The organism is Bacillus sp. FSL K6-2865 (assembly GCF_040311405.1).
GTDB classification, from domain to species: Bacteria; Bacillota; Bacilli; order Bacillales; family Bacillaceae; genus Bacillus; species Bacillus velezensis.
This window is the reverse complement of sequence record NZ_CP152036.1, coordinates 2858530-2878727: the sequence shown is the minus strand read 5'-3', so window position 1 is coordinate 2878727 and position 20198 is coordinate 2858530. Positions and strand designations below refer to the sequence as shown.

At 43.9% G+C, this 20198-nt stretch carries 17 protein-coding genes, 2 tRNA genes and 1 riboswitch; of the genes, 18 read left to right on the top strand and 1 reads right to left on the bottom strand.

Annotated features, from left to right (window positions below):
• Nucleotides 1–55: 55 nt before the first annotated feature.
• Both uvrC and NYE42_RS14150 read left to right on the top strand, forming a co-directional pair.
• Nucleotides 56–1828: an excinuclease ABC subunit UvrC gene (uvrC, locus tag NYE42_RS14155; protein WP_352426540.1), complete on the top strand. Its 1773-nt coding sequence runs from the start codon at nucleotides 56–58 to the stop codon at nucleotides 1826–1828.
• Between the two features lie 61 nt (nucleotides 1829–1889).
• Nucleotides 1890–2069: riboswitch (Lysine riboswitch) on the top strand.
• A 125-nt stretch (nucleotides 2070–2194) separates the two neighbouring features.
• Nucleotides 2195–3424, top strand: coding sequence for an aspartate kinase (locus tag NYE42_RS14150; protein WP_025285071.1), 1230 nt, complete (start codon nucleotides 2195–2197; stop codon nucleotides 3422–3424).
• 46 nt (nucleotides 3425–3470) lie between these two features.
• Here the strand turns inward: NYE42_RS14150 and NYE42_RS14145 are convergent, their stop codons facing one another.
• Entirely contained in the window at nucleotides 3471–3917 is a 447-nt protein-coding gene (locus NYE42_RS14145) for a YslB family protein (protein ID WP_007612940.1), read from the bottom strand.
• A 296-nt stretch (nucleotides 3918–4213) separates the two neighbouring features.
• On the opposite strand from NYE42_RS14145, the gene sdhC reads away from it, so the two are divergent.
• The 16 genes from sdhC (at nucleotide 4214) to NYE42_RS14065 (ending at nucleotide 20129) form a co-directional block, all read left to right on the top strand.
• On the top strand, nucleotides 4214–4822 hold the full coding sequence (gene sdhC, locus NYE42_RS14140; RefSeq protein ID WP_003152571.1) for a succinate dehydrogenase cytochrome B558: 609 nt from the start codon (nucleotides 4214–4216) through the stop codon (nucleotides 4820–4822).
• 33 nt (nucleotides 4823–4855) lie between these two features.
• A complete protein-coding gene (sdhA, locus tag NYE42_RS14135) occupies nucleotides 4856–6616 on the top strand; it encodes a succinate dehydrogenase flavoprotein subunit (RefSeq protein ID WP_352426539.1) in 1761 nt (586 codons plus the stop codon).
• 2 nt (nucleotides 6617–6618) lie between these two features.
• Nucleotides 6619–7377, top strand: coding sequence for a succinate dehydrogenase iron-sulfur subunit (gene sdhB / locus NYE42_RS14130; RefSeq protein WP_003152575.1), 759 nt, complete (start codon nucleotides 6619–6621; stop codon nucleotides 7375–7377).
• Between the two features lie 61 nt (nucleotides 7378–7438).
• Nucleotides 7439–7876 (top strand): thioesterase family protein, encoded by a 438-nt coding sequence (locus tag NYE42_RS14125; RefSeq protein ID WP_012118126.1) that lies wholly within the window; start codon nucleotides 7439–7441, stop codon nucleotides 7874–7876.
• Nucleotides 7877–7996: 120 nt separating this feature from the next.
• Nucleotides 7997–8221: a spore germination transcription factor GerE gene (gerE, locus tag NYE42_RS14120; RefSeq protein ID WP_003152579.1), complete on the top strand. Its 225-nt coding sequence runs from the start codon at nucleotides 7997–7999 to the stop codon at nucleotides 8219–8221.
• A gap of 186 nt (nucleotides 8222–8407) precedes the next feature.
• A complete protein-coding gene (locus NYE42_RS14115) occupies nucleotides 8408–8848 on the top strand; it encodes a MarR family transcriptional regulator (RefSeq protein ID WP_003152580.1) in 441 nt (146 codons plus the stop codon).
• 7 nt (nucleotides 8849–8855) lie between these two features.
• Complete coding sequence (racE, locus tag NYE42_RS14110) at nucleotides 8856–9674, top strand: glutamate racemase (protein WP_122504138.1); 819 nt, start codon at nucleotides 8856–8858, stop codon at nucleotides 9672–9674.
• Between the two features lie 105 nt (nucleotides 9675–9779).
• Nucleotides 9780–10865, top strand: coding sequence for a GerMN domain-containing protein (locus NYE42_RS14105; protein ID WP_003152582.1), 1086 nt, complete (start codon nucleotides 9780–9782; stop codon nucleotides 10863–10865).
• 109 nt (nucleotides 10866–10974) lie between these two features.
• Entirely contained in the window at nucleotides 10975–11712 is a 738-nt protein-coding gene (gene rph / locus NYE42_RS14100) for a ribonuclease PH (protein WP_007612934.1), read from the top strand.
• A gap of 11 nt (nucleotides 11713–11723) precedes the next feature.
• Nucleotides 11724–12320, top strand: coding sequence for an XTP/dITP diphosphatase (locus NYE42_RS14095; RefSeq protein ID WP_087920775.1), 597 nt, complete (start codon nucleotides 11724–11726; stop codon nucleotides 12318–12320).
• A 15-nt stretch (nucleotides 12321–12335) separates the two neighbouring features.
• Nucleotides 12336–12845 (top strand): metallophosphoesterase, encoded by a 510-nt coding sequence (locus NYE42_RS14090; protein WP_007408135.1) that lies wholly within the window; start codon nucleotides 12336–12338, stop codon nucleotides 12843–12845.
• Between the two features lie 113 nt (nucleotides 12846–12958).
• A tRNA-Arg gene (locus NYE42_RS14085) sits at nucleotides 12959–13032 on the top strand.
• A gap of 124 nt (nucleotides 13033–13156) precedes the next feature.
• Nucleotides 13157–13230, top strand: a tRNA-Arg gene (locus NYE42_RS14080).
• A gap of 648 nt (nucleotides 13231–13878) precedes the next feature.
• Nucleotides 13879–17085: a type I restriction-modification system endonuclease gene (hsdR, locus tag NYE42_RS14075; protein WP_352426538.1), complete on the top strand. Its 3207-nt coding sequence runs from the start codon at nucleotides 13879–13881 to the stop codon at nucleotides 17083–17085.
• A 132-nt stretch (nucleotides 17086–17217) separates the two neighbouring features.
• The gene (locus tag NYE42_RS14070) at nucleotides 17218–18648 is read left to right on the top strand and encodes an N-6 DNA methylase (RefSeq protein ID WP_025853159.1); all 1431 of its coding nucleotides are present in this window, start codon (nucleotides 17218–17220) and stop codon (nucleotides 18646–18648) included.
• A complete protein-coding gene (locus NYE42_RS14065) occupies nucleotides 18645–20129 on the top strand; it encodes a restriction endonuclease subunit S (protein ID WP_352426537.1) in 1485 nt (494 codons plus the stop codon). The genes NYE42_RS14070 and NYE42_RS14065 overlap by 4 nt, the downstream gene beginning before the upstream one ends.
• Nucleotides 20130–20198 lie beyond the last annotated feature (69 nt).

Below are 20198 nucleotides of genomic sequence, written 5' to 3'. Positions count from 1 at the left end.
AATGTTCGTGATACACTGAATGGACACGAGAAATGAATGTAAGGAAGGGTAACGTATGAATAAACAACTGAAAGAAAAACTGGCCCTCCTTCCCGATCAGCCGGGCTGTTATTTAATGAAAGACCGTCAAAAAACAGTCATCTACGTGGGGAAAGCGAAAGTCTTGAAAAACAGGGTGCGATCTTATTTCACCGGTTCTCACGACGCAAAAACCCAACGGCTTGTGACGGAGATTGAGGACTTTGAATATATCGTGACTTCCTCCAATCTTGAAGCGCTTATTTTGGAAATGAATCTGATTAAAAAATACGATCCGAAATACAATGTCATGCTGAAAGATGATAAAACCTACCCCTTTATTAAAATCACCCATGAACGCCATCCGCGGCTGATTGTCACCCGGAATGTCAAAAAAGACAAAGGACGCTATTTCGGCCCGTATCCGAATGTGCAGGCGGCGCGGGAAACGAAAAAACTGCTGGACCGCCTTTACCCGCTCAGGAAATGCTCAAAGCTTCCGGACCGCGTCTGTCTCTATTATCATCTCGGACAATGCCTTGCCCCATGTGTAAAGGATATATCTGAGGAGACAAACCGCGAGATTGTTGAAGACATTACCCGTTTTTTAAAGGGAGGGCATAACGAAATCAAAAAAGAGCTCGAAGCGAAAATGGCAGAGGCGGCGGAAAAGCTTGAATTTGAACGGGCTAAAGAATTCCGCGACCAGCTTGCTCACATCGAATCGACGATGGAGAAGCAAAAAATGACCATGAATGACCTTCTGGACCGCGATGTGTTTGCATATGCCTACGATAAAGGCTGGATGTGCGTCCAAGTCTTTTTCATACGCCAAGGAAAACTGATCGAACGTGACGTCAGCATGTTTCCGATGTATCAGGAAGCGGATGAAGAATTTCTGACCTTCATCGGCCAGTTCTACTCTAAAAACAATCACTTTCTGCCTAAGGAAATTCTGGTGCCTGACAGCGTTGACAGGGACATGATCACCGAGCTGTTGGAAACCGCCGTGCATCAGCCGAAAAAAGGCCCGAAAAAAGAGCTGCTTTTGCTTGCGCACAAAAATGCGAAAATCGCCCTGCGGGAAAAATTTTCGTTAATCGAGCGGGATGAGGAACGGTCAATCGGTGCAGCCGAACGGCTCGGCGAAGCGCTGAATATTTACACGCCGCATCGGATTGAAGCGTTTGACAACTCCAATATTCAAGGCACAAACCCCGTATCGGCCATGATTGTCTTTATTGACGGAAAACCGAATAAAAAGGAATACCGCAAATATAAAATTAAAACCGTAACAGGGCCTGATGATTACGGCTCAATGAGGGAAGTCGTCAGAAGAAGATACACGAGGGTGCTTCGCGAAAATCTTCCGCTGCCGGATTTAATCATCATTGACGGCGGAAAAGGCCAGATTAACGCGGCGCGCGACGTGCTCGAGAATGAGCTCGGTCTTGATGTCCCGGTAGCGGGATTGGCGAAAGATGATAAACACCGAACATCCAACCTTTTGATCGGCGACCCGCTTGAACCGGTGTTGCTGGAGCGGAACAGCCAAGAGTTTTACCTGCTTCAGCGTATTCAGGACGAAGTTCACCGTTTTGCGATCAGCTTTCACAGACAGATCCGGGGAAAAAGCGCCTTTCAATCCGTTCTGGATGATATCCCCGGAATCGGTGAAAAACGCAAAAAAATGCTCTTAAAACATTTCGGATCTGTCAAAAAGATGAAGGAAGCAAGCCTTGACGATATCAAAAAAGCGGGTGTGCCGGCCGCGGCGGCCCAGCTGCTGTTTGAAAAATTAAAAAAATAGTATTGTGCTTTTCTGAAAAATCTGCTAGAATGTGAACTAATTTCATAAGATCGTGTTATATGGTGAAGATAGAGGTGCGAACTTCATTAGTAAGCCTTTGGAGAATGATGGATTCTGCGAAAAAGGCTGAAAGGGGAGCGTCGCCGAAGTGTATCACATCCCATCGGTGTGATTTGCTGGCCTTGCATTAAATAAATGTAAGGCTGTCAAGAATTCATTTTCTTGGAGGGCTATCTCGTTGTTCATAATCAATCGTAATGATATGAAAAAGCAATGAGAGCTATTCCTCTCATTGCTTTTTTTATTGTGGACAAAACGCTCTTTTCTCCTCACCCGCACGAACCAAAATGTAAAGGGTGGTCTAGTATGGGTCTTATCGTACAAAAATTCGGAGGCACTTCCGTCGGCTCTGCCGAAAAAATTCAAAATGCCGCAAATCGCGCCATTGCTGAAAAGCAAAAAGGCCATGACGTCGTAGTCGTCGTTTCGGCAATGGGAAAATCAACCGACGCGCTCGTTAACCTCGCGGCTGAAATCACATCTGAACCAAGCAGACGCGAGATGGATATGCTTTTGTCTACGGGAGAGCAGGTCACGATTTCGCTTTTGGCCATGGCGCTTCAGGAAAAAGGATATGACGCCGTCTCTTATACGGGCTGGCAGGCGGGTGTCCGCACGGAAGCCGTTCACGGCAATGCGAGAATTACGGATATTGATATCACGGCGATTCGTTCGCAGCTTGCAGAAGGCAGGATTACAGTCGTTGCCGGTTTTCAGGGCGTAACGGAAGACGGAGGCATCACGACGCTCGGACGGGGCGGTTCCGATACGACGGCGGTCGCTCTTGCCGCAGCGCTGGAAGCGGATAAATGCGACATTTATACAGATGTTCCGGGCGTATTTACGACAGATCCGCGGTATGTCCGGTCAGCGAGAAAACTGGCGGGAATTTCTTATGATGAAATGCTGGAGCTTGCAAATCTAGGAGCGGGTGTTCTTCACCCGCGGGCGGTTGAGTTCGCGAAAAACTACCAAGTGCCTTTAGAAGTGCGGTCAAGTACGGAACATGAAGCGGGAACATTAATTGAGGAGGAATCATCAATGGAGCAGAATTTAATCGTCAGAGGAATTGCATTTGAAGACCAGATCACGAGGGTGTCCGTTACGGGCCTTGCAAGCGGATTGACAACACTTTCAACAATCTTCACCGCGCTGGCAAAACGAAACATCAACGTTGACATTATTATTCAGACACAGTCGGACGATGGGGAAGCGGATATTTCTTTCTCAGTGAAAACGGAAGATGCCGCGCAAACGGTCGCCGTGCTTGAAGAATATAAAAACGCGCTTGACTATGAAAAAATTGAAACCGAAAGAAAACTGGCGAAAGTCTCCATTGTCGGGTCGGGCATGGTTTCGAATCCCGGCGTCGCCGCGGACATGTTTGCCGTACTGGCGGAAAAAAATGTACAAGTCAAAATGGTAAGCACATCTGAAATAAAAGTATCAGCGGTTGTCAGCGAAAATGATATGGTGAAAGCGGTCGAAGCGCTTCATGATGCGTTTGAGCTTTCTAAACAGCCGTCTGCCGTATAAACGGGCAGGCAAAAAGGCGGGACTTGGAGTCACCGCCTTTTTTCAATTATACAGGGTCCTTCATATCCCATTTTACAGTCAGGACGACTTTATCCGCTCTCTTTTTTACCTGTTCATAAGATTCTGCAATCTGATCGTTCATCAATTGAATCTGTTCGGCTATAAAACCGGCTTCAAGCTGAAAACAAGGCTCTTTCTGATGTTTGAGCCTGCTGGATACGAGCGGTCCTTCCAGTTCAAATTCCAGTTCTTGTTTTTTCGATCCTGCGTTTGTTAAAGTTCCCCAGCCGGCTTTTTCAAAAAAGGCGGGGATTTCTTCCCACGATTGAAGAGGAAATTTGCGGGCGAGGCGTTTTCCCGCCCAATACATCATCGATGAATGCTCCGGGCCGAGGATATCCGGAAGCACGATTTCCCGGATTAGTTCGTAGCCGTATGCGCTGACGTCGAGTTCAGTTAAAGGTTCTAAAGCTGCTTCATAATTATTCTTCATATTATGTATTCCCCTCTCTCCTTCGTTTATTATAGCTTAAACAGGGGGGAGGATTACAGGATGATCCTATAAAACACGCGAAAAAATGTGAGAAAGATATCGCAGGAAAATAAAATTTTCCCTCCAGATAATCAATTCCGAAAATTATAATTTATGTACACGTTTTCTTGACGCCCTTTTGAGGTAGGAGTAAAATGAAATTGTCAATAAATTTTAATAAAGTGCTTACAATTGAAACGAAGTGGGGGCAGAGATTTTAGTACATTTCGCACTTAAATCAAACAGGGGGTAAAGTAATGTCTGGGAACAGAGAGTTTTATTTTCGAAGATTGCATTCCTTGCTCGGTGTTATTCCGGTCGGCATCTTTTTGATCCAGCATTTAGTCGTCAACCAATTTGCCGCAAGGGGAGCGGATGCGTTTAACAAGGCGGCCGGCTTTATGGACAGTCTGCCGTTCAGGTATGCGTTAGAAATTTTTATTATTTTCTTACCTTTAATTTATCATGCGGTTTACGGTGTGTACATAGCATTTACTGCGAAAAACAACGCTGGCCACTACAGTTATTTCAGAAACTGGATGTTTGTGCTTCAGCGTGTCACTGGTATTCTCACCCTTATTTTCGTCAGCTGGCATGTATGGCAGACGCGGATTGCCGCGCAGATGGGCGCTGAAGTCAACTTCGATATGATGGCGAATATTCTGAGCTCGCCGTTTATGCTCGGTTTTTACATTGTAGGCGTTTTATCGGTCATTTTTCACTTTTCAAACGGCTTATGGTCTTTTGCGGTCACATGGGGGATCACGGTCACGCCGCGTTCTCAAAGAATTTCGACTTACGTGACGCTGATTATATTTTTAGCGCTTTCATACGTAGGTTTAAAAGCGATTTTTGCGTTTGTGTAAGAGAACTAGATTACTAGAGGGAGAGGGGCTATCATGAGTCAATCAAGCATTATCGTAGTCGGCGGGGGTCTTGCCGGCCTCATGGCGACAATTAAAGCAGCGGAATCAGGCACGGCCGTTAAATTGTTTTCCATCGTTCCGGTCAAACGCTCTCACTCGGTCTGCGCGCAGGGCGGGATAAACGGAGCTGTCAACACAAAAGGGGAAGGAGACTCTCCGTTTGAGCATTTTGATGACACGGTATACGGAGGCGACTTTTTGGCAAACCAGCCTCCTGTAAAAGCGATGTGTGAAGCGGCGCCGTCCATTATCCACTTATTGGACCGCATGGGGGTTATGTTTAACAGAACGCCGGAAGGGCTCTTGGACTTCCGCCGTTTCGGGGGTACACAGCATCACAGAACCGCTTACGCGGGAGCGACGACGGGTCAGCAGCTTCTTTACGCACTGGACGAGCAGGTGCGCAGATATGAAGTGGCGGGTCTCGTCACAAAATATGAAGGCTGGGAATTCCTCGGCGCCGTTCTTGACGATGAGCGCACGTGCCGCGGTATCGTAGCCCAAAATCTGACCAATATGCAAATCGAGTCATTCCGTTCTGACGCCGTTATTATGGCGACGGGAGGTCCCGGAATCGTATTCGGCAAATCAACAAACAGCATGATCAACACGGGGTCTGCCGCATCAATCGTTTATCAGCAGGGCGCTTATTATGCAAACGGCGAATTTATCCAAATTCACCCGACAGCAATCCCGGGGGACGATAAACTGCGTCTGATGAGTGAATCGGCGCGCGGCGAGGGCGGAAGAGTCTGGACGTATAAAGACGGAAAACCTTGGTACTTCCTTGAGGAAAAATATCCGGCTTACGGAAACCTCGTGCCGCGGGATATTGCGACACGTGAAATCTTTGACGTGTGCGTGAATCAGAAACTCGGCATCAACGGTGAAAACATGGTGTATCTCGATCTGTCGCACAAAGATCCGAAAGAGCTTGACGTTAAGCTTGGCGGCATTATCGAAATCTATGAAAAATTCATGGGGGATGACCCGCGCAAGCTTCCGATGAAAATTTTCCCTGCCGTTCACTATTCAATGGGCGGACTGTGGGTTGATTATGATCAGATGACAAGCATCCGCGGACTGTTCGCAGCGGGTGAATGTGATTATTCAATGCACGGAGGAAACCGTTTAGGGGCGAACTCTCTGCTTTCCGCCATCTACGGAGGAATGGTGGCCGGACCGAATGCGGTGAAATATGTTTCCGGACTTGAAACTTCAGCGGAAGACCTGTCTTCTTCATTATTTGATTCCTATGTGAAAAAAGAAGAAGAAAAATGGGCCGATATTATGAAGATGGACGGCGACGAAAATGCCTACATGCTTCACCGTGAGCTCGGAGAATGGATGACGGCCAACGTCACGGTGGTCCGCCACAACGACAAGCTTTTGAAAACGGATGACAAAATCCAAGAGCTGATGGAACGCTTTAAGAAAATCAATATCAACGATACGACAAAATGGAGCAACCAAGGGGCGATGTTCACCCGCCAGTTCTCCAATATGCTTCAGCTTGCCAGAGTCATCACGCTCGGCGCATATAACCGAAACGAAAGCCGGGGAGCGCACTATAAACCGGATTTCCCTGAAAGAAATGACGATGAGTGGCTCAAAACGACGATGGCTAAACATGCCGGTCCGTTTGAAGCTCCGGAATTTGAATATCAGGATGTCGATGTATCACTGATTGCGCCCCGTAAACGCGACTACTCGAAGAAGAAGGTGGCGAAATAATCATGAGTGAGAAAAAGATACGGTTTATCATTACACGTCAGGATACGCCCGAAAGCGCGCCATACGATGAAGAATTCGAAATCAATTACCGCCCGAACCTGAACGTGATTTCCGCCCTGATGGAAATCCGCAGAAATCCCGTGAATGCAAAAGGAGAGAAAACCACTCCGGTCGCATGGGACATGAACTGTCTTGAAGAAGTATGCGGCGCCTGCTCCATGGTCATCAACGGGAGACCGCGCCAGTCATGTACGGCGCTGATTGATAAGCTGGAACAGCCGATCCGTCTGAAACCGATGAAAACATTCCCGGTTGTCCGTGACCTTCAGGTTGACCGCAGCAGAATGTTTGATTCACTGAAAAAAGTGAAAGCATGGGTGCCGATTGATGGAACTTATGATTTGGGGCCTGGGCCGAGAATGCCGGAAAAACGCCGCCAGTGGGCATATGAATTGTCTAAATGCATGACATGCGGCGTCTGCCTCGAAGCCTGCCCGAACGTCAACAGCAAGTCGAAATTCATGGGGCCTGCCCCGATGTCGCAAGTGCGTCTGTTTAACGCCCATCCGACGGGCGCGATGAACAAAGCAGAACGTTTAGAAGCGTTAATGACAGACGGCGGCCTCGGAGATTGCGGGAATTCACAAAACTGTGTTCAATCCTGCCCGAAAGGCATTCCGCTTACGACTTCAATCGCTGCTTTGAACAGAGATACCAATTTACAAGCGTTCCGTAATTTCTTCGGAAGCGACAGAGTATAAGAAAGAGAAAAAGAGCCTCTTCCGCGCACGGGAGAGGTTTTTTTATAAGGAGCTGAAGGTGATGAAACAACCGCAATATATTGATATCCCGTTTGAAGAATGGAGACAGTCGTTTTCTTTCTTTACTGAAGTATCGGTTCGTTTTTCAGAAACGGATATGTTCGGCCATATGAATAATGTAACCCCTTTCATATATTTTGAAGAAGCGCGGATCGCTTATTTTAAACAGCGAGGCATAACGGCGCAAAACTCGGAAACGATGACGGTCGTCGCAAGCCAGCAGTGCGACTATATGCGTCAGGTGATGCCGTATGAAAATCTGCGGATTTATGTGAAAGCAAGCGCTGCCGGAAATGCGTCCGTCACCCTTCATTATCTTGGAGAAAATGAGTCGGGTCTGCCGTGCTTTACAGGTTCCGTCGTTATGGTTCAAGTGTCAAAGAAAAGCGGCAAAGCGGTCAGCTGGACGGAGCGGGAGAAAGGCATTCTGCTCGCCTGAACGGATAACTATTTCTCTAAGAGACGTCACCTCCGAAGCGCCCTTTACATATGATATCTTGACTATATAAACCCATTCGTTTCAGATTCGCTCTCACCTTAGCAAGGAGGGTTACAATACTTGAAGGAGAAAGATTTTCAATCAAAGCCGCTGCTGACCAAAAGAGAAAGAGAAGTATTCGAATTGCTCGTTCAAGACAAGACAACAAAGGAAATTGCAAGCGAGCTATTTATCAGTGAAAAAACTGTACGGAATCACATTTCAAATGCCATGCAGAAGTTAGGTGTGAAAGGGCGTTCGCAAGCTGTTGTCGAGCTTCTTAGAATGGGTGAGCTAGAGCTCTGATTCTTGCCGGTTTTCCTTCTTTTCGAGAAGGAGCCGGTTATTTGCGTTGGCGCCCGGGCTGATGGGCATGCGGTGAAAATCCCGGTTTTTCCTTTTTCTCTGTCAGTCTTGCATTTTCTTAAAAAAAGAAGGAAAATAGACACGGAGCGCATAGCCCAGAAAGATCCTTGAGTGAGGGATGGACAAATGACATCAAAATCTGTAGAGCATGTTGCGGATATCGAAAAATCACTCCGCCATATCGCTGCGATCATTAAACAAAAAGGAAGAGAAATCCTTAACCAATATGCAATTACACCGCCGCAATTCGTGGGGCTTCAATGGCTTTATGAATTGGGGGATATGACAATAGGCGAATTATCAGGCAAAATGTATTTGGCTTGCAGCACGACGACGGATCTGATAGACCGCATGGAAAAAAATAAGCTTGTCGAGCGGGTGAAAGACCCGGCCGACAGACGGGTCGTCAGAATTCATCTTCTCGCTGAAGGAGAGCGCATTATCCAAGAAGTGATTTTGAAAAGACAGGCTTATTTGCGGGATATGTTTGCGACATTTTCCGAAGAAGAAACAGCCGCTTTCGAAAAATCATTATTGAAACTGCAGCATGAAATGAAAAGAAAATGAGGCGATTTTGTTGGAACAGCCGATAGGAGTCATTGATTCCGGGGTTGGCGGGTTAACCGTTGCTAAGGAAATCATGAGACAGCTACCGAAGGAAAATATCATCTATGTGGGAGATACAAAACGCTGCCCGTACGGCCCGCGTCCTGAAGAAGAAGTTCTTCAATACACGTGGGAAATGACCGATTACCTGCTGGAAAACCACCATATCAAAATGCTCGTGATCGCCTGCAATACGGCCACGGCCATTGCCTTGGAGGATATTCAGCGCAAAACGGATATTCCGGTTGTCGGCGTCATTCAGCCGGGTGCGAGAACGGCGATAAAGGTCACGAAAAACCAGCATATTGGCGTCATCGGCACGGTCAATACCATTAAAAGCAGAGCGTATGAGCAGGCGCTGCTCGGGTTAAACACAGAACTTCAAGTTGAGAACACGGCTTGTCCGCTGCTCGTGCCGTTTGTGGAAAGCGGACGGTTTCTTCAGGAATCAGCGGAGGAAGCGGTTGAAGCATCGCTTGAGCCTTTAAAAGGTACATCAATTGACACCTTGATTTTAGGATGTACGCATTATCCGATTTTAAAAGATCCGATTCAGAACTATATGGGAGAGCATGTGAAAATCATTTCCTCCGGAGACGAGACGGCGAGAGAAGTGAGCACCATCTTGTCTTATAAAGGTTTGTTAAACCAATCGAAACATGCACCGGAGCATCAATTTCTTACAACGGGAGAGCGGAACGGCTTCGCAAAAATTGCCGAAGACTGGTTCGGCCACGAAATCGGCCATGTCGAGTGCATCTCCCTTCAAGAGCCGGTCAGAAAATAAATCAAAAAACCCGCTGTTTACGGCGGGTTTTTTTGCGCTTCCCGGTCTATTTCCCGGACAGGGCTCGTATACATCATAGTACAAACAGCCTTAGGAGGGAAAAGTATGCTGAAAAAAGGACCTGCAGTCATTGCTGCAACATGTCTTACTTCGGCTTTTGTGTTATCTGGATGCGGTTTGTTTCAATCCGATAAAACAGCCGGGGAAATTGACCCGCCTCAAGACATTTCATATGTAAAGGATGAAGCGGGAATTCAGGCAAAACCAAAGCAGTCAGAGAAAAACGGCACTTCTAAAGCCGACCAGCCGGCCAATACAGTCATGAGAGAGCTGTATCTGATTGATAAAAACGGCTATGTCGCAGCACAGACACTGCCTCTTCCGAACAGTGAGGGAACCGCAAAGCAGGCCCTTGAGTATTTGGTTCAGGGGGGGCCTGTGTCAGAAATCCTGCCGAACGGCTTCAGAGCGGTGCTCCCTGCGGATACGACGGTAAATGTCGATATTAAAAAAGACGGCACTGCCGTCGCTGATTTTTCGAAGGAATTTAAAAACTATAAAAAAGAAGACGAACAAAAAATCCTGCAATCGATTACATGGACGCTTACCCAATTCAGCTCAATAGATAAAGTCAAAATCAGAATCAACGGGCACGAACTGAAAGAAATGCCTGTGGGCGGCACGCCGATTACGGGCGATTTAAGCAGAAAAGACGGGATTAATATTGAAACGGCCGGAGTGAATGATCTGACAGACACCCATCCGCTGACTGTATATTATCTGGCGGAAACAGAGACGAGCGAATACTACGTGCCTGTCACAAAGCGGATTGACAATTCGGAAACAAATGACATCACCGCTGCCGTTGAACAGCTCACCGACGGACCGGGCAAAGCAAGCGGGCTTTTGACGGACTTTAATAACGATGTTAAGCTTCTCAGCAAGCCGAAAGTGAAAGACGGCCAGGTTACACTGGACTTTAACAGCTCTATTTACGGAAGCGCCGACGAAAAAACAAAAATGGTGTCATCGGGCGTACTGGACAGCATCGTTCTCACGTTAACCGAACAGCCGTCGATTAAAAGTGTTTCTATAAAAGTAAACGGAAAATCAGAACTGGTGAATGAAAAAGGAGAATCCCTTTCAAAACCTGTTTCGAGGCCGGCACAAGTGAATACGGGTAGTTTTTAATTTGCGATTTTTGATATACTAGTAAAAAAGAGGTTAGCGTTCCGGCTGCCTCTTTCTTTATTCGCAATCCGGAACAAAAGGTTTATGTACATATAATCGGAGGTAAAATATGAGACACGACGGAAGACAGCACGATGAGTTGCGCCCTATCACATTTGATTTGGATTTTATCACTCACCCGGAAGGCTCTGTTTTAATTACAGCGGGAAATACGAAGGTCATCTGTAATGCATCTGTGGAAGACCGGGTGCCGCCATTTTTACGCGGCGGAGGAAAAGGCTGGATCACAGCGGAATACAGCATGCTTCCCCGCGCGACGAATCAAAGAACGATAAGAGAATCTTCAAAAGGAAAGGTCTCCGGCAGAACGATGGAAATTCAGCGGCTGATCGGGCGCGCGCTCCGGGCCGTCGTTGATTTGGAGAAGCTCGGCGAACGGACGATCTGGATCGACTGTGACGTCATTCAAGCTGACGGCGGAACAAGAACGGCTTCCATTACCGGCGCCTTCTTGGCAATGGCCATTGCGATCGGCAAACTCGTAAAAAGCGGCGTTATCAAAACCTCTCCTGTGACAGATTATCTCGCGGCCATTTCTGTCGGGATGGATAAAGAAGAAGGCCTTCTTTTGGATCTGAATTATGAAGAGGATTCGGCGGCTGAAGTCGACATGAATATCATCATGACGGGAAGCGGACGTTTTGTAGAGCTTCAAGGGACGGGCGAAGAAGCCACATTCTCCCGTGAAGATTTAAACGGACTGTTAAGCCTTGCCGAAAAAGGAATCCAGACGCTTATTCAAAAGCAAAAAGAAGTGCTGGGAGAAACATTGCCTGAACTGAAATAAGAAAGAGAGGCCTGATCACCGTGAAAGAAGCCATTATTGCGACACACAATCAGGGAAAAGTGAAAGAATTCAAGGAAATACTCGAACCGAAAGGCTACAGCGTCTCTTCTTTGGCGGAAATCGGATTTACGGAAGAAATTGAGGAAACCGGACATACCTTTGAAGAAAACGCCATCTTAAAAGCGGAAGCCGTGGCAAAAGCCGTAAACAAAATGGTCATTGCAGACGACTCCGGTTTATCGGTGGACAACCTTGGAGGCAGACCGGGCGTTTATTCAGCCCGTTATGCCGGAGAAGCAAAAGATGATAAGGCGAATATGGACAAGGTGCTGTCAGAATTAAAAGGCATCGAAAAAGAGCAGCGCACGGCCCGTTTCCGCTGCGCCCTTGCCGTCAGCATGCCGGGGCAGGAAACAAAAACGGTCGAAGGTCATGTTGAAGGGTATATTGCGGAAGGACCCGAGGGGGATAACGGGTTCGGCTATGATCCCATTTTTATTGTAAAAGATAAAGATAAAACCATGGCCCAGCTGACAAGCGCTGAGAAAAACAAAATCAGCCACAGGGCTGAGGCGCTCAAGAAACTGTCAAAGCTGCTTGATTCATAAGGGGGAGCGTATGCAATGAAAGTGCTGATAATAAGTGACAGTCACGGCCTTGAAGACGAGCTGGAGACGATTGCAAAGCGGCACGAAGACGAAGCGGATCTGATGATTCATTGCGGTGATTCAGAGCTTGACGCCGCACATCCGGCGCTTACGCCGTTTCACACGGTAAAAGGCAATTGCGACTTTGGCGGCGGGTTTCAGGATGAACTTCTTCTGGACGCAGGTTCAAAGAAAATTCTGGCCGTTCACGGGCATCTTCACGGCATTAAACAGTCACTTTTAACTGTTTTTTACCGGGCGGAAGAGCTTGGGGCGGATATCGTCTGCTTCGGCCATTCACATATTGCCGGGAGTGAAGAGCTTCGGGGCAAGCTTTTGATTAATCCGGGCAGCATCCGTCTTCCGAGAGTCCGCAATGTGAAAAGCTATGCCATTCTTACTCTTACAGAAAGAGAAGGCGCCGTGACATTTTACGACGAAACGGGTCGGGAATTGAAGGACTTTGGGAATACAATCAGTTTTTAACAAGTGATGGGGGAGATTTCGTTCTTCCCCATCAAAAGTTTTTAAAAAAATATTGACTTATGATTTGAACCTGTATATAATTAATCTTGTCGCTGATACATAAAGCAAAAGCTGTCCCAGTAGCTCAGCTGGATAGAGCAACGGCCTTCTAAGCCGTCGGTCGGGAGTTCGAATCTCTCCTGGGACGTACAGAAAAAGAGCTGGTGACATCAGAGTGAAAACTGATGCCGCTGGCCTTTTTTATCGGATGACTATATTGTCAATTCGCTGATATCATGGTAAAATGATCAGCAGAACAATTTGTTTTTCATGTCCCAGTAGCTCAGCCGGATAGAGCAACGGCCTTCTAAGCCGTCGGTCGGGAGTTCGAATCTCTCCTGGGACGCTAAGAAATCGGGTGTAAAGCCCGTCAAATCAACCTCTTATATCGTTTAGTGAAACGGTCAGTATAACGGTCACGTAAGAAATTACACCTGTTATTGGCTTATATCACTTTCGGTATAGGAGGTTTTTTGTTGTGACCAAAAGAAAATGAAAATGAAGCTGACTATGTGCTAAAACGCAAGGTAAATATCATGAAAAAGGCTGAGAAACGTCACAAGCAAAGGCTTCAGGAATACAAGGAACAGAAGATTGGATTTGCCACTGAGGAGAGGAAGTATTTATTAGACTCTTCTACACGCAGCAAGAACTTGAAGATATCTTTGCTGGCTATGACTTGGGAGTTAAGAGGTTACACTTACAGAATCTATATATGGAGCGGATGCGGCAATTATTCGATTTATATAACCTAAAAGGCACAAACTTTGTAGGAGTCTCTTAATTGAGGCTCTTCTTTTTATCGATCAAATCTGATGTCGCAGCTCCGATATTTAAACAATAACTAATAAAACCCGTCTTTTATTCACTTGGTTAAAGAATGAACCTAAACTAAGGAGCAGAGTAGAAAAAAGAGCGATACATATTATTCCTAATTTTTGCATGATTATAGTATAATAGACACAAACAACCTTTTAGGAAAACGGTGATAACAATGAGTGGCAACTTTTCATTTTTTCAAGGGAAATGGGATGTACTTGCTAACTTGGGAGAGACAGCTGAGAGAAATGTATATCATGACCCCCATACAACAGTAATGAAACTGCGATTGTTCGCTGAAACACTAACTAAATTTATTCTTGCCGCTGAAAATATTAAAGAGGCATATGGTACAACGCAAGTGGATCGCATTAACACTTTGCGTCGGGAAAGGTTACTTGAGCCTGAATTAATTGATATATTAGAGGCTCTTCGTCGCAAAGGGAATGTAGCGATGCATGAAGCGGATTATGGAAAAGTAGAAGAAGCAAAGGCTTTGTTGCAATTAACGTTCCGCTTGTCCATTTGGTTCATGGAGGTATATGGTGATTGGGATTTTCAAGCACCAGAGTATACAGAACTTCAAGAACAAGTAGAACAGAGTACAGAAACACTTCAGCGAGAATATGAGGAGAAAGTCAAAAAGCTTGAAGAAGAATTAGAGGCAATTCGTCGACAGGCGGAAGTGGAACAAGAAGAGGTAAAAATCGAGCGTAAAAAAATATCCAAAAACTTTATACGTCGACAGCAATTAACTGAAGCCGAAACGCGTACGATTATTGATGGAAAACTACGTGCTGTTGGATGGGAAGTAGACACAACTGTACTAAATCATCAAAAGAACGGAACGCTGCCAGAGAAAAATCGAAACATGGCAATTGCTGAATGGAAGGTCAATGGCGGCAGGATTGACTATGCGTTGTTTATTGGCTTAAAGCTTGTTGGCTTTATTGAAGCTAAGGCAAAAAAGAAAACGATTCCTGGCGCATTAGAAAGTCAAACAAAAGTGTATGCAAAAAATGTGGTACAAGTCGAAGATGAAGTCATCACACCTACAACAGGTGAATATAAGGTGCCGTTCTTATACGCAACGAACGGCCGACCATACTTGAAACAACTTCAAGAAGAGTCGGGCATCTGGTTTTGGGATTCACGTAAACCGTTAGAACATGCTCGTCCATTAGAAGGCTGGCATTCACCTGACGACTTGCAGCTTCTTCTTAGTCAAGATGATAAGGATGCGAATAAACGGTTAGAAGAAGAGGATATTACGAAGTTTGGTTTGCGTCATTATCAGCAAAGAGCGGTACTTTCCGCTGAAGAGGGATTAAAAGAAGGGCAACGAAGAATGCTTATTGCAATGGCAACTGGAACTGGGAAAACTCGTACAGCTATCGCCCTCATGTATCGCTTAATTAAGTCCAAAAAATGTCGTCGTATTCTTTTCCTTGTAGACCGTAATTCGTTAGGAAAACAGACAGAGGATGCACTTAAGGATACAAAAATTGAAGGCTACTCATTTGCTGATATATACGATGTGAAGTCTTTAGAAGACATGTCTCCAGAAGTTGAAACGAAGGTGCAAATTGCGACGGTGCAGGGAATGGTTAGAAGACTTTTCTATAGCGATAACGAAAAGCTTCCAAGTGTCGGGCAGTATGATTTCATCATTGTAGATGAAGCACATCGTGGCTATACAAGTGACAAAGAAATGTCAGAGGAAGAATTGAAATTCCGTGACCAAAATGATTATATTAGCCAATATCGACGTGTAATTGATTATTTTGATGCGGCATGTTTAGGACTTACTGCAACACCAGCTCTTCATACAACAGAGATTTTTGGTATGCCTATTTTTAAGTATTCTTATAGTGAAGCGGTTCTGGATGGCTACTTAGTTGACCATGAACCACCATATCTGTTTAAGACAGAACTTTCACAAGTCGGCATTACTCTTGAAAAAGACGAAGAAGTTGAAGTGTATGATGTTGATAAAGGCGAGATTCAACTAGAAAAAATGGAAGATACCATTCATTTTGAGGTTGAGCAGTTTAATAAACGGGTAATTACTGAACCTTTTAATCGGGCGGTTCTAAACAAACTGGTTGAATACATTGATCCGACAGGAAAAGAGAAAACTCTTATCTTTGCAGCCACTGACCAACACGCAGATTTGGTTGTTCGATTATTAAAGGAAGCCTTTAAAGAACGTGGCGATGAAATTGAAGATGATGCTATTATGAAAATTACTGGCTATATCTATAAGCCATTAGATGCCATTAAAAGGTTTAAGAACGAGCGGCTGCCAAATGTCGTTGTAACGGTTGATTTACTCACCACAGGCATTGACGTTCCTCCAATAACAAATCTAGTATTCTTACGGCGTATACAGTCTCGTATTCTTTATGACCAAATGCTTGGACGTGCAACCCGTCTTTGTCCCGACATTGGAAAAACACACTTTAACATTTACGATGCAGTGGGCATCTACGATAAATTGCAAAACTATACGGAGATGAAACCTGTTGTAAAGAAACAAAATTACAGTATCGGTGAACTATATGAATCACTTGCCAATGCTACTGCAGAAGATGAAGCTTCGTTTTATCGTGACCAATTGGCAGCGAAAATTCAGCGTCGCAAGCAAAGGCTGAATGAAGAAGGAAAACAAAAGTTTGAAGAATTGTCGAATGGAAAAAATGTGGATGAGTGGGCGAAAGAAATTCAAACGTATACGCCACAAGAAGCAAAACAGCACAACATGTTATTTGAATATATGGAAGCCTATCGGGTAAAAGGCGAGAAACGATATATCTCCAACAAAGAGGATGAAGTAACAGATGTGGTTCGGGGATATGGTGAAGGAAACAAGAGACCAGAAGATTATTTAGAAGGTTTCGTTCGTTTTATCCAAGAAAATATTAATGAAATTCCCGCTCTTCATCTTATTTGCACACGACCGAAAGATTTAACAAGGCAGGATTTACGAGAACTTATTACCATTCTAGAAACGAAAGGCTTTAAGCAATCGCATTTGCAGACAGCTTGGAAGCAGACAAAAAATGAAGACATTGCAGCAGACATTATTAGCTTTATTCGCCAAGCTGCATTAGGTGAAGCGCTAGTTGCCCATGAAGCACGTATTAAACAGGCGATGCAAAAAGTGTATTCACTGCATGATTGGACTCCAAGACAGAAGAAATGGTTAGAGAGAATAGAAAAGCAATTACTTAAAGTGCCTGTATTAGCACCGACTGCAGAAGAGGCATTCTCGGAAGAACCATTTAAAACTCCGGGCGGCTATAAATTGCTGAAGCGGGAGTTCGGTGACTATATTGATACGGTTGTTACCACTATAAATGAGAACCTTTATATTAGTTAATAATGTGCCTCTTCATAGGGGCACTTTTTAAGTTATAATAGATAAGTTACTTTATCCTTGATTTTCACTTTAATGAGGTTTGAATGAGAATCCAACATTAAAATATACTCGGAGTTAGCAGGAGGCTGAAAAATGAACAACCAAGAAATCGTTCAAAAACTATGGAATTTATGTAATGTGTTACGTGATGATGGGATTACCTATCAGCAATATGTAACAGAGTTAACCTACTTATTATTCCTCAAAATGATGAAGGAGCAGGAAACAGAAGGTGTGATTCCAGAAGGGAATCGATGGGATGATTTGTTAGATAAAGAAGGTTTGGAATTAAAGACATTTTATCAGCGATTGTTACTTGAATTAGGAAGCAGTGAAAATGAGCGGCTGCGTCTAATATACAGTGATGCTTCTACAAGTATTGCTGAGCCGAAAAACTTAGAGAAGATTATTAAATCTATTGATGCCCTTGATTGGTACAATGCAAAAGAAGAAGGGCTAGGCAATCTTTATGAGGGTCTATTAGAGAAGAATGCAAGTGAAAAGAAATCAGGAGCGGGGCAATACTTCACACCTCGTGTATTAATTGATGTGATGGTTCAATTAATCGACCCGAAAATCGGTGAGCGATGCGCTGACCCTGCAGCTGGAACATTCGGTTTCATGATTGCTGCAGACCAATATTTAAAGAATCAAACAGATGACTACTTCGATATAGAACCACAAGAAGCTGAGTTCCAAAAGAAAGAAGCCTTTGTAGGTATGGAACTTGTTAAAGATACGCATCGTCTGGCACTCATGAATGCGTTGCTTCATAATATCGAAGGACGTTTGGAACAAGGCGATACTTTATCGGGTAACGGGAAATGGATGAAGAACTTTGATGTTATTTTAACAAACCCGCCGTTCGGTACAAAAAAAGGCGGGGAACGGGTATCCCGTGACGATTTAACGTTTGAAACATCGAACAAACAGTTGAATTTCTTGCAGTTGATTTATAACGCATTAAAAGATGATGGAAATGCAAGAGCAGCGGTTATCTTGCCCGATAATGTCTTGTTTGAAAGCGGGATTGGCTCACAAATTCGTCGTGACTTGATGAACAAATGTAACTTACACACGATTTTACGCTTACCAACAGGAATTTTTTATGCGCAAGGTGTAAAAACGAATGTCTTATTCTTTACAAGGGGAACAACAGACCAAGATAACACGAAGGATGTATGGGTATATGATCTTCGGACAAATATGACTTCATTTGGCAAACGTAATCAGCTAACAATGGCTCATTTTGAAAACTTCATGAAGGCATATGTAGCTGAAGACCGTTCTAAGATAGAAGATGAGCGTTGGAATGTGTTTACACGAGAAGATATCGCAAAAAAAGATGATAGTTTAGATATTGGATTAATTGCAGATGAATCATTATCTTCATACGACAACTTGCCAGACCCAATTGCATCAGCAGAAGAAGCGATTGTGAAACTTCAACAGGCAATGGATTTATTAAATGAAGTAGTTGAGGAGTTACGTGCTGTTGAAGAGGATGAGGTGGTCAAACAGTGAGCAAAAATAAAAAGACCATTGAAGAGCTATTAGAAGAAGCTGTAGTTCCAAAGGAAGAGCAGACTTATGAAGTTCCTGAGAACTGGGTATATTTCAAATTCACTTCCATATTTGATGTACAAGGTGGCACTCAGCCCCCAAAAAGCCAATTTGTTGATGAAGAGAGAGAAGGATACGTTAGGTTAGTTCAAATTAGGGACTTTTCTTCTGATAAATATAAGACATATATTCCGAATACTCAAAAGCTAAGAAAAATGAAAGAAGAAGATATTCTAATAGCAAGATATGGTGCATCAATTGGAAGGATATTAACAGGACTAAGTGGTGCTTATAATGTCGCTTTGGCAAAAGTCGTTTATCCAAAGGGAAAAGTTGATAAGAAATTTTTATTTTGGCTATTGAAATCTGAACACTTTCAAATTCCTTTAATGGGTATATCTCGTTCTGCACAGTCGGGTTTTAATAAAAATGATTTATCTTATTTTAAAATGCCCTTGCCGCCATTAAATGAACAAAAACGGATTGCTGAGAAAGTGGAGCGTCTTTTAAGTAAAATTGAAGAAGCAAAGCAGTTGATTGAGGAAGCGAAGGAAACGTTTGAACTTCGTCGAGCGGCTATTTTGGATAAGGCGTTTCGTGGAGAGTTGACTAGGAAGTGGAGAGAAGAAAATTCATCTATCGAGTCGGCATTAGAAAGGATTGAGTTGATAAAACAAGAAAGGTTTTACATTGCTGAAACTAAGAAAGAAATATCAGAAATAACAGAGATGTTTGATGAACTCAATACAGAAGTATGTATAGATAATAATGAATGGTTGTATTTAAAGGCAAATATGTTTTGTTATAACATAAATTGTGGAGGTACACCTTCAAAAGATATTTCTGAAGAAGGAGAAATTCCATTTTTAAAAGTTTATAACATTGTAAATAATAAAGTTTCCTTTTCGTATAAGCCTCAATATATTCCCAAAGAGGTTCATAAATCAAAGTTAAAGAAATCAATTTTGAAAGCCAATGATGTAATTATGAATATAGTTGGTCCACCATTAAAAAAAATAGCCATAATTCCAGAAGAATATTATGAAATGAACATGAATCAAGCTATTGTCCGTTTTAGACCAATAAAATATGTATTACCAAAATACCTTTATTACTGTCTACAATATGATGAAACGTTAAGAGATGTAATCAATGAAACCAGAGGTGTTGTAGGTCAAAGTAATATATCTGTTTCTCAAAGTAGAAATTTAATTATGCCAATTCCTCCACTTGAAGAACAAGCTGAAATAGTAAATAAATTAGAGGAAATGATTAAAAGAGAAGAAATTGCGTTAAGCCTAGTGTCTGATGAAAAGAATTTAGACGAACTTAAGCAATCTATCCTTTCTAAAGCATTCCGAGGTGAATTAGGAACAAATGACCCAACTGAGGAAAATGCGATTGAATTACTAAAAGAAGTGCTACAAGAGCAAGTGAAATAGTTGTAAGAGGGCATCCAAGTTAGTTGGATGTCTTTTACGGTTGCATACATGCCAAGTTGGGTATTGGTT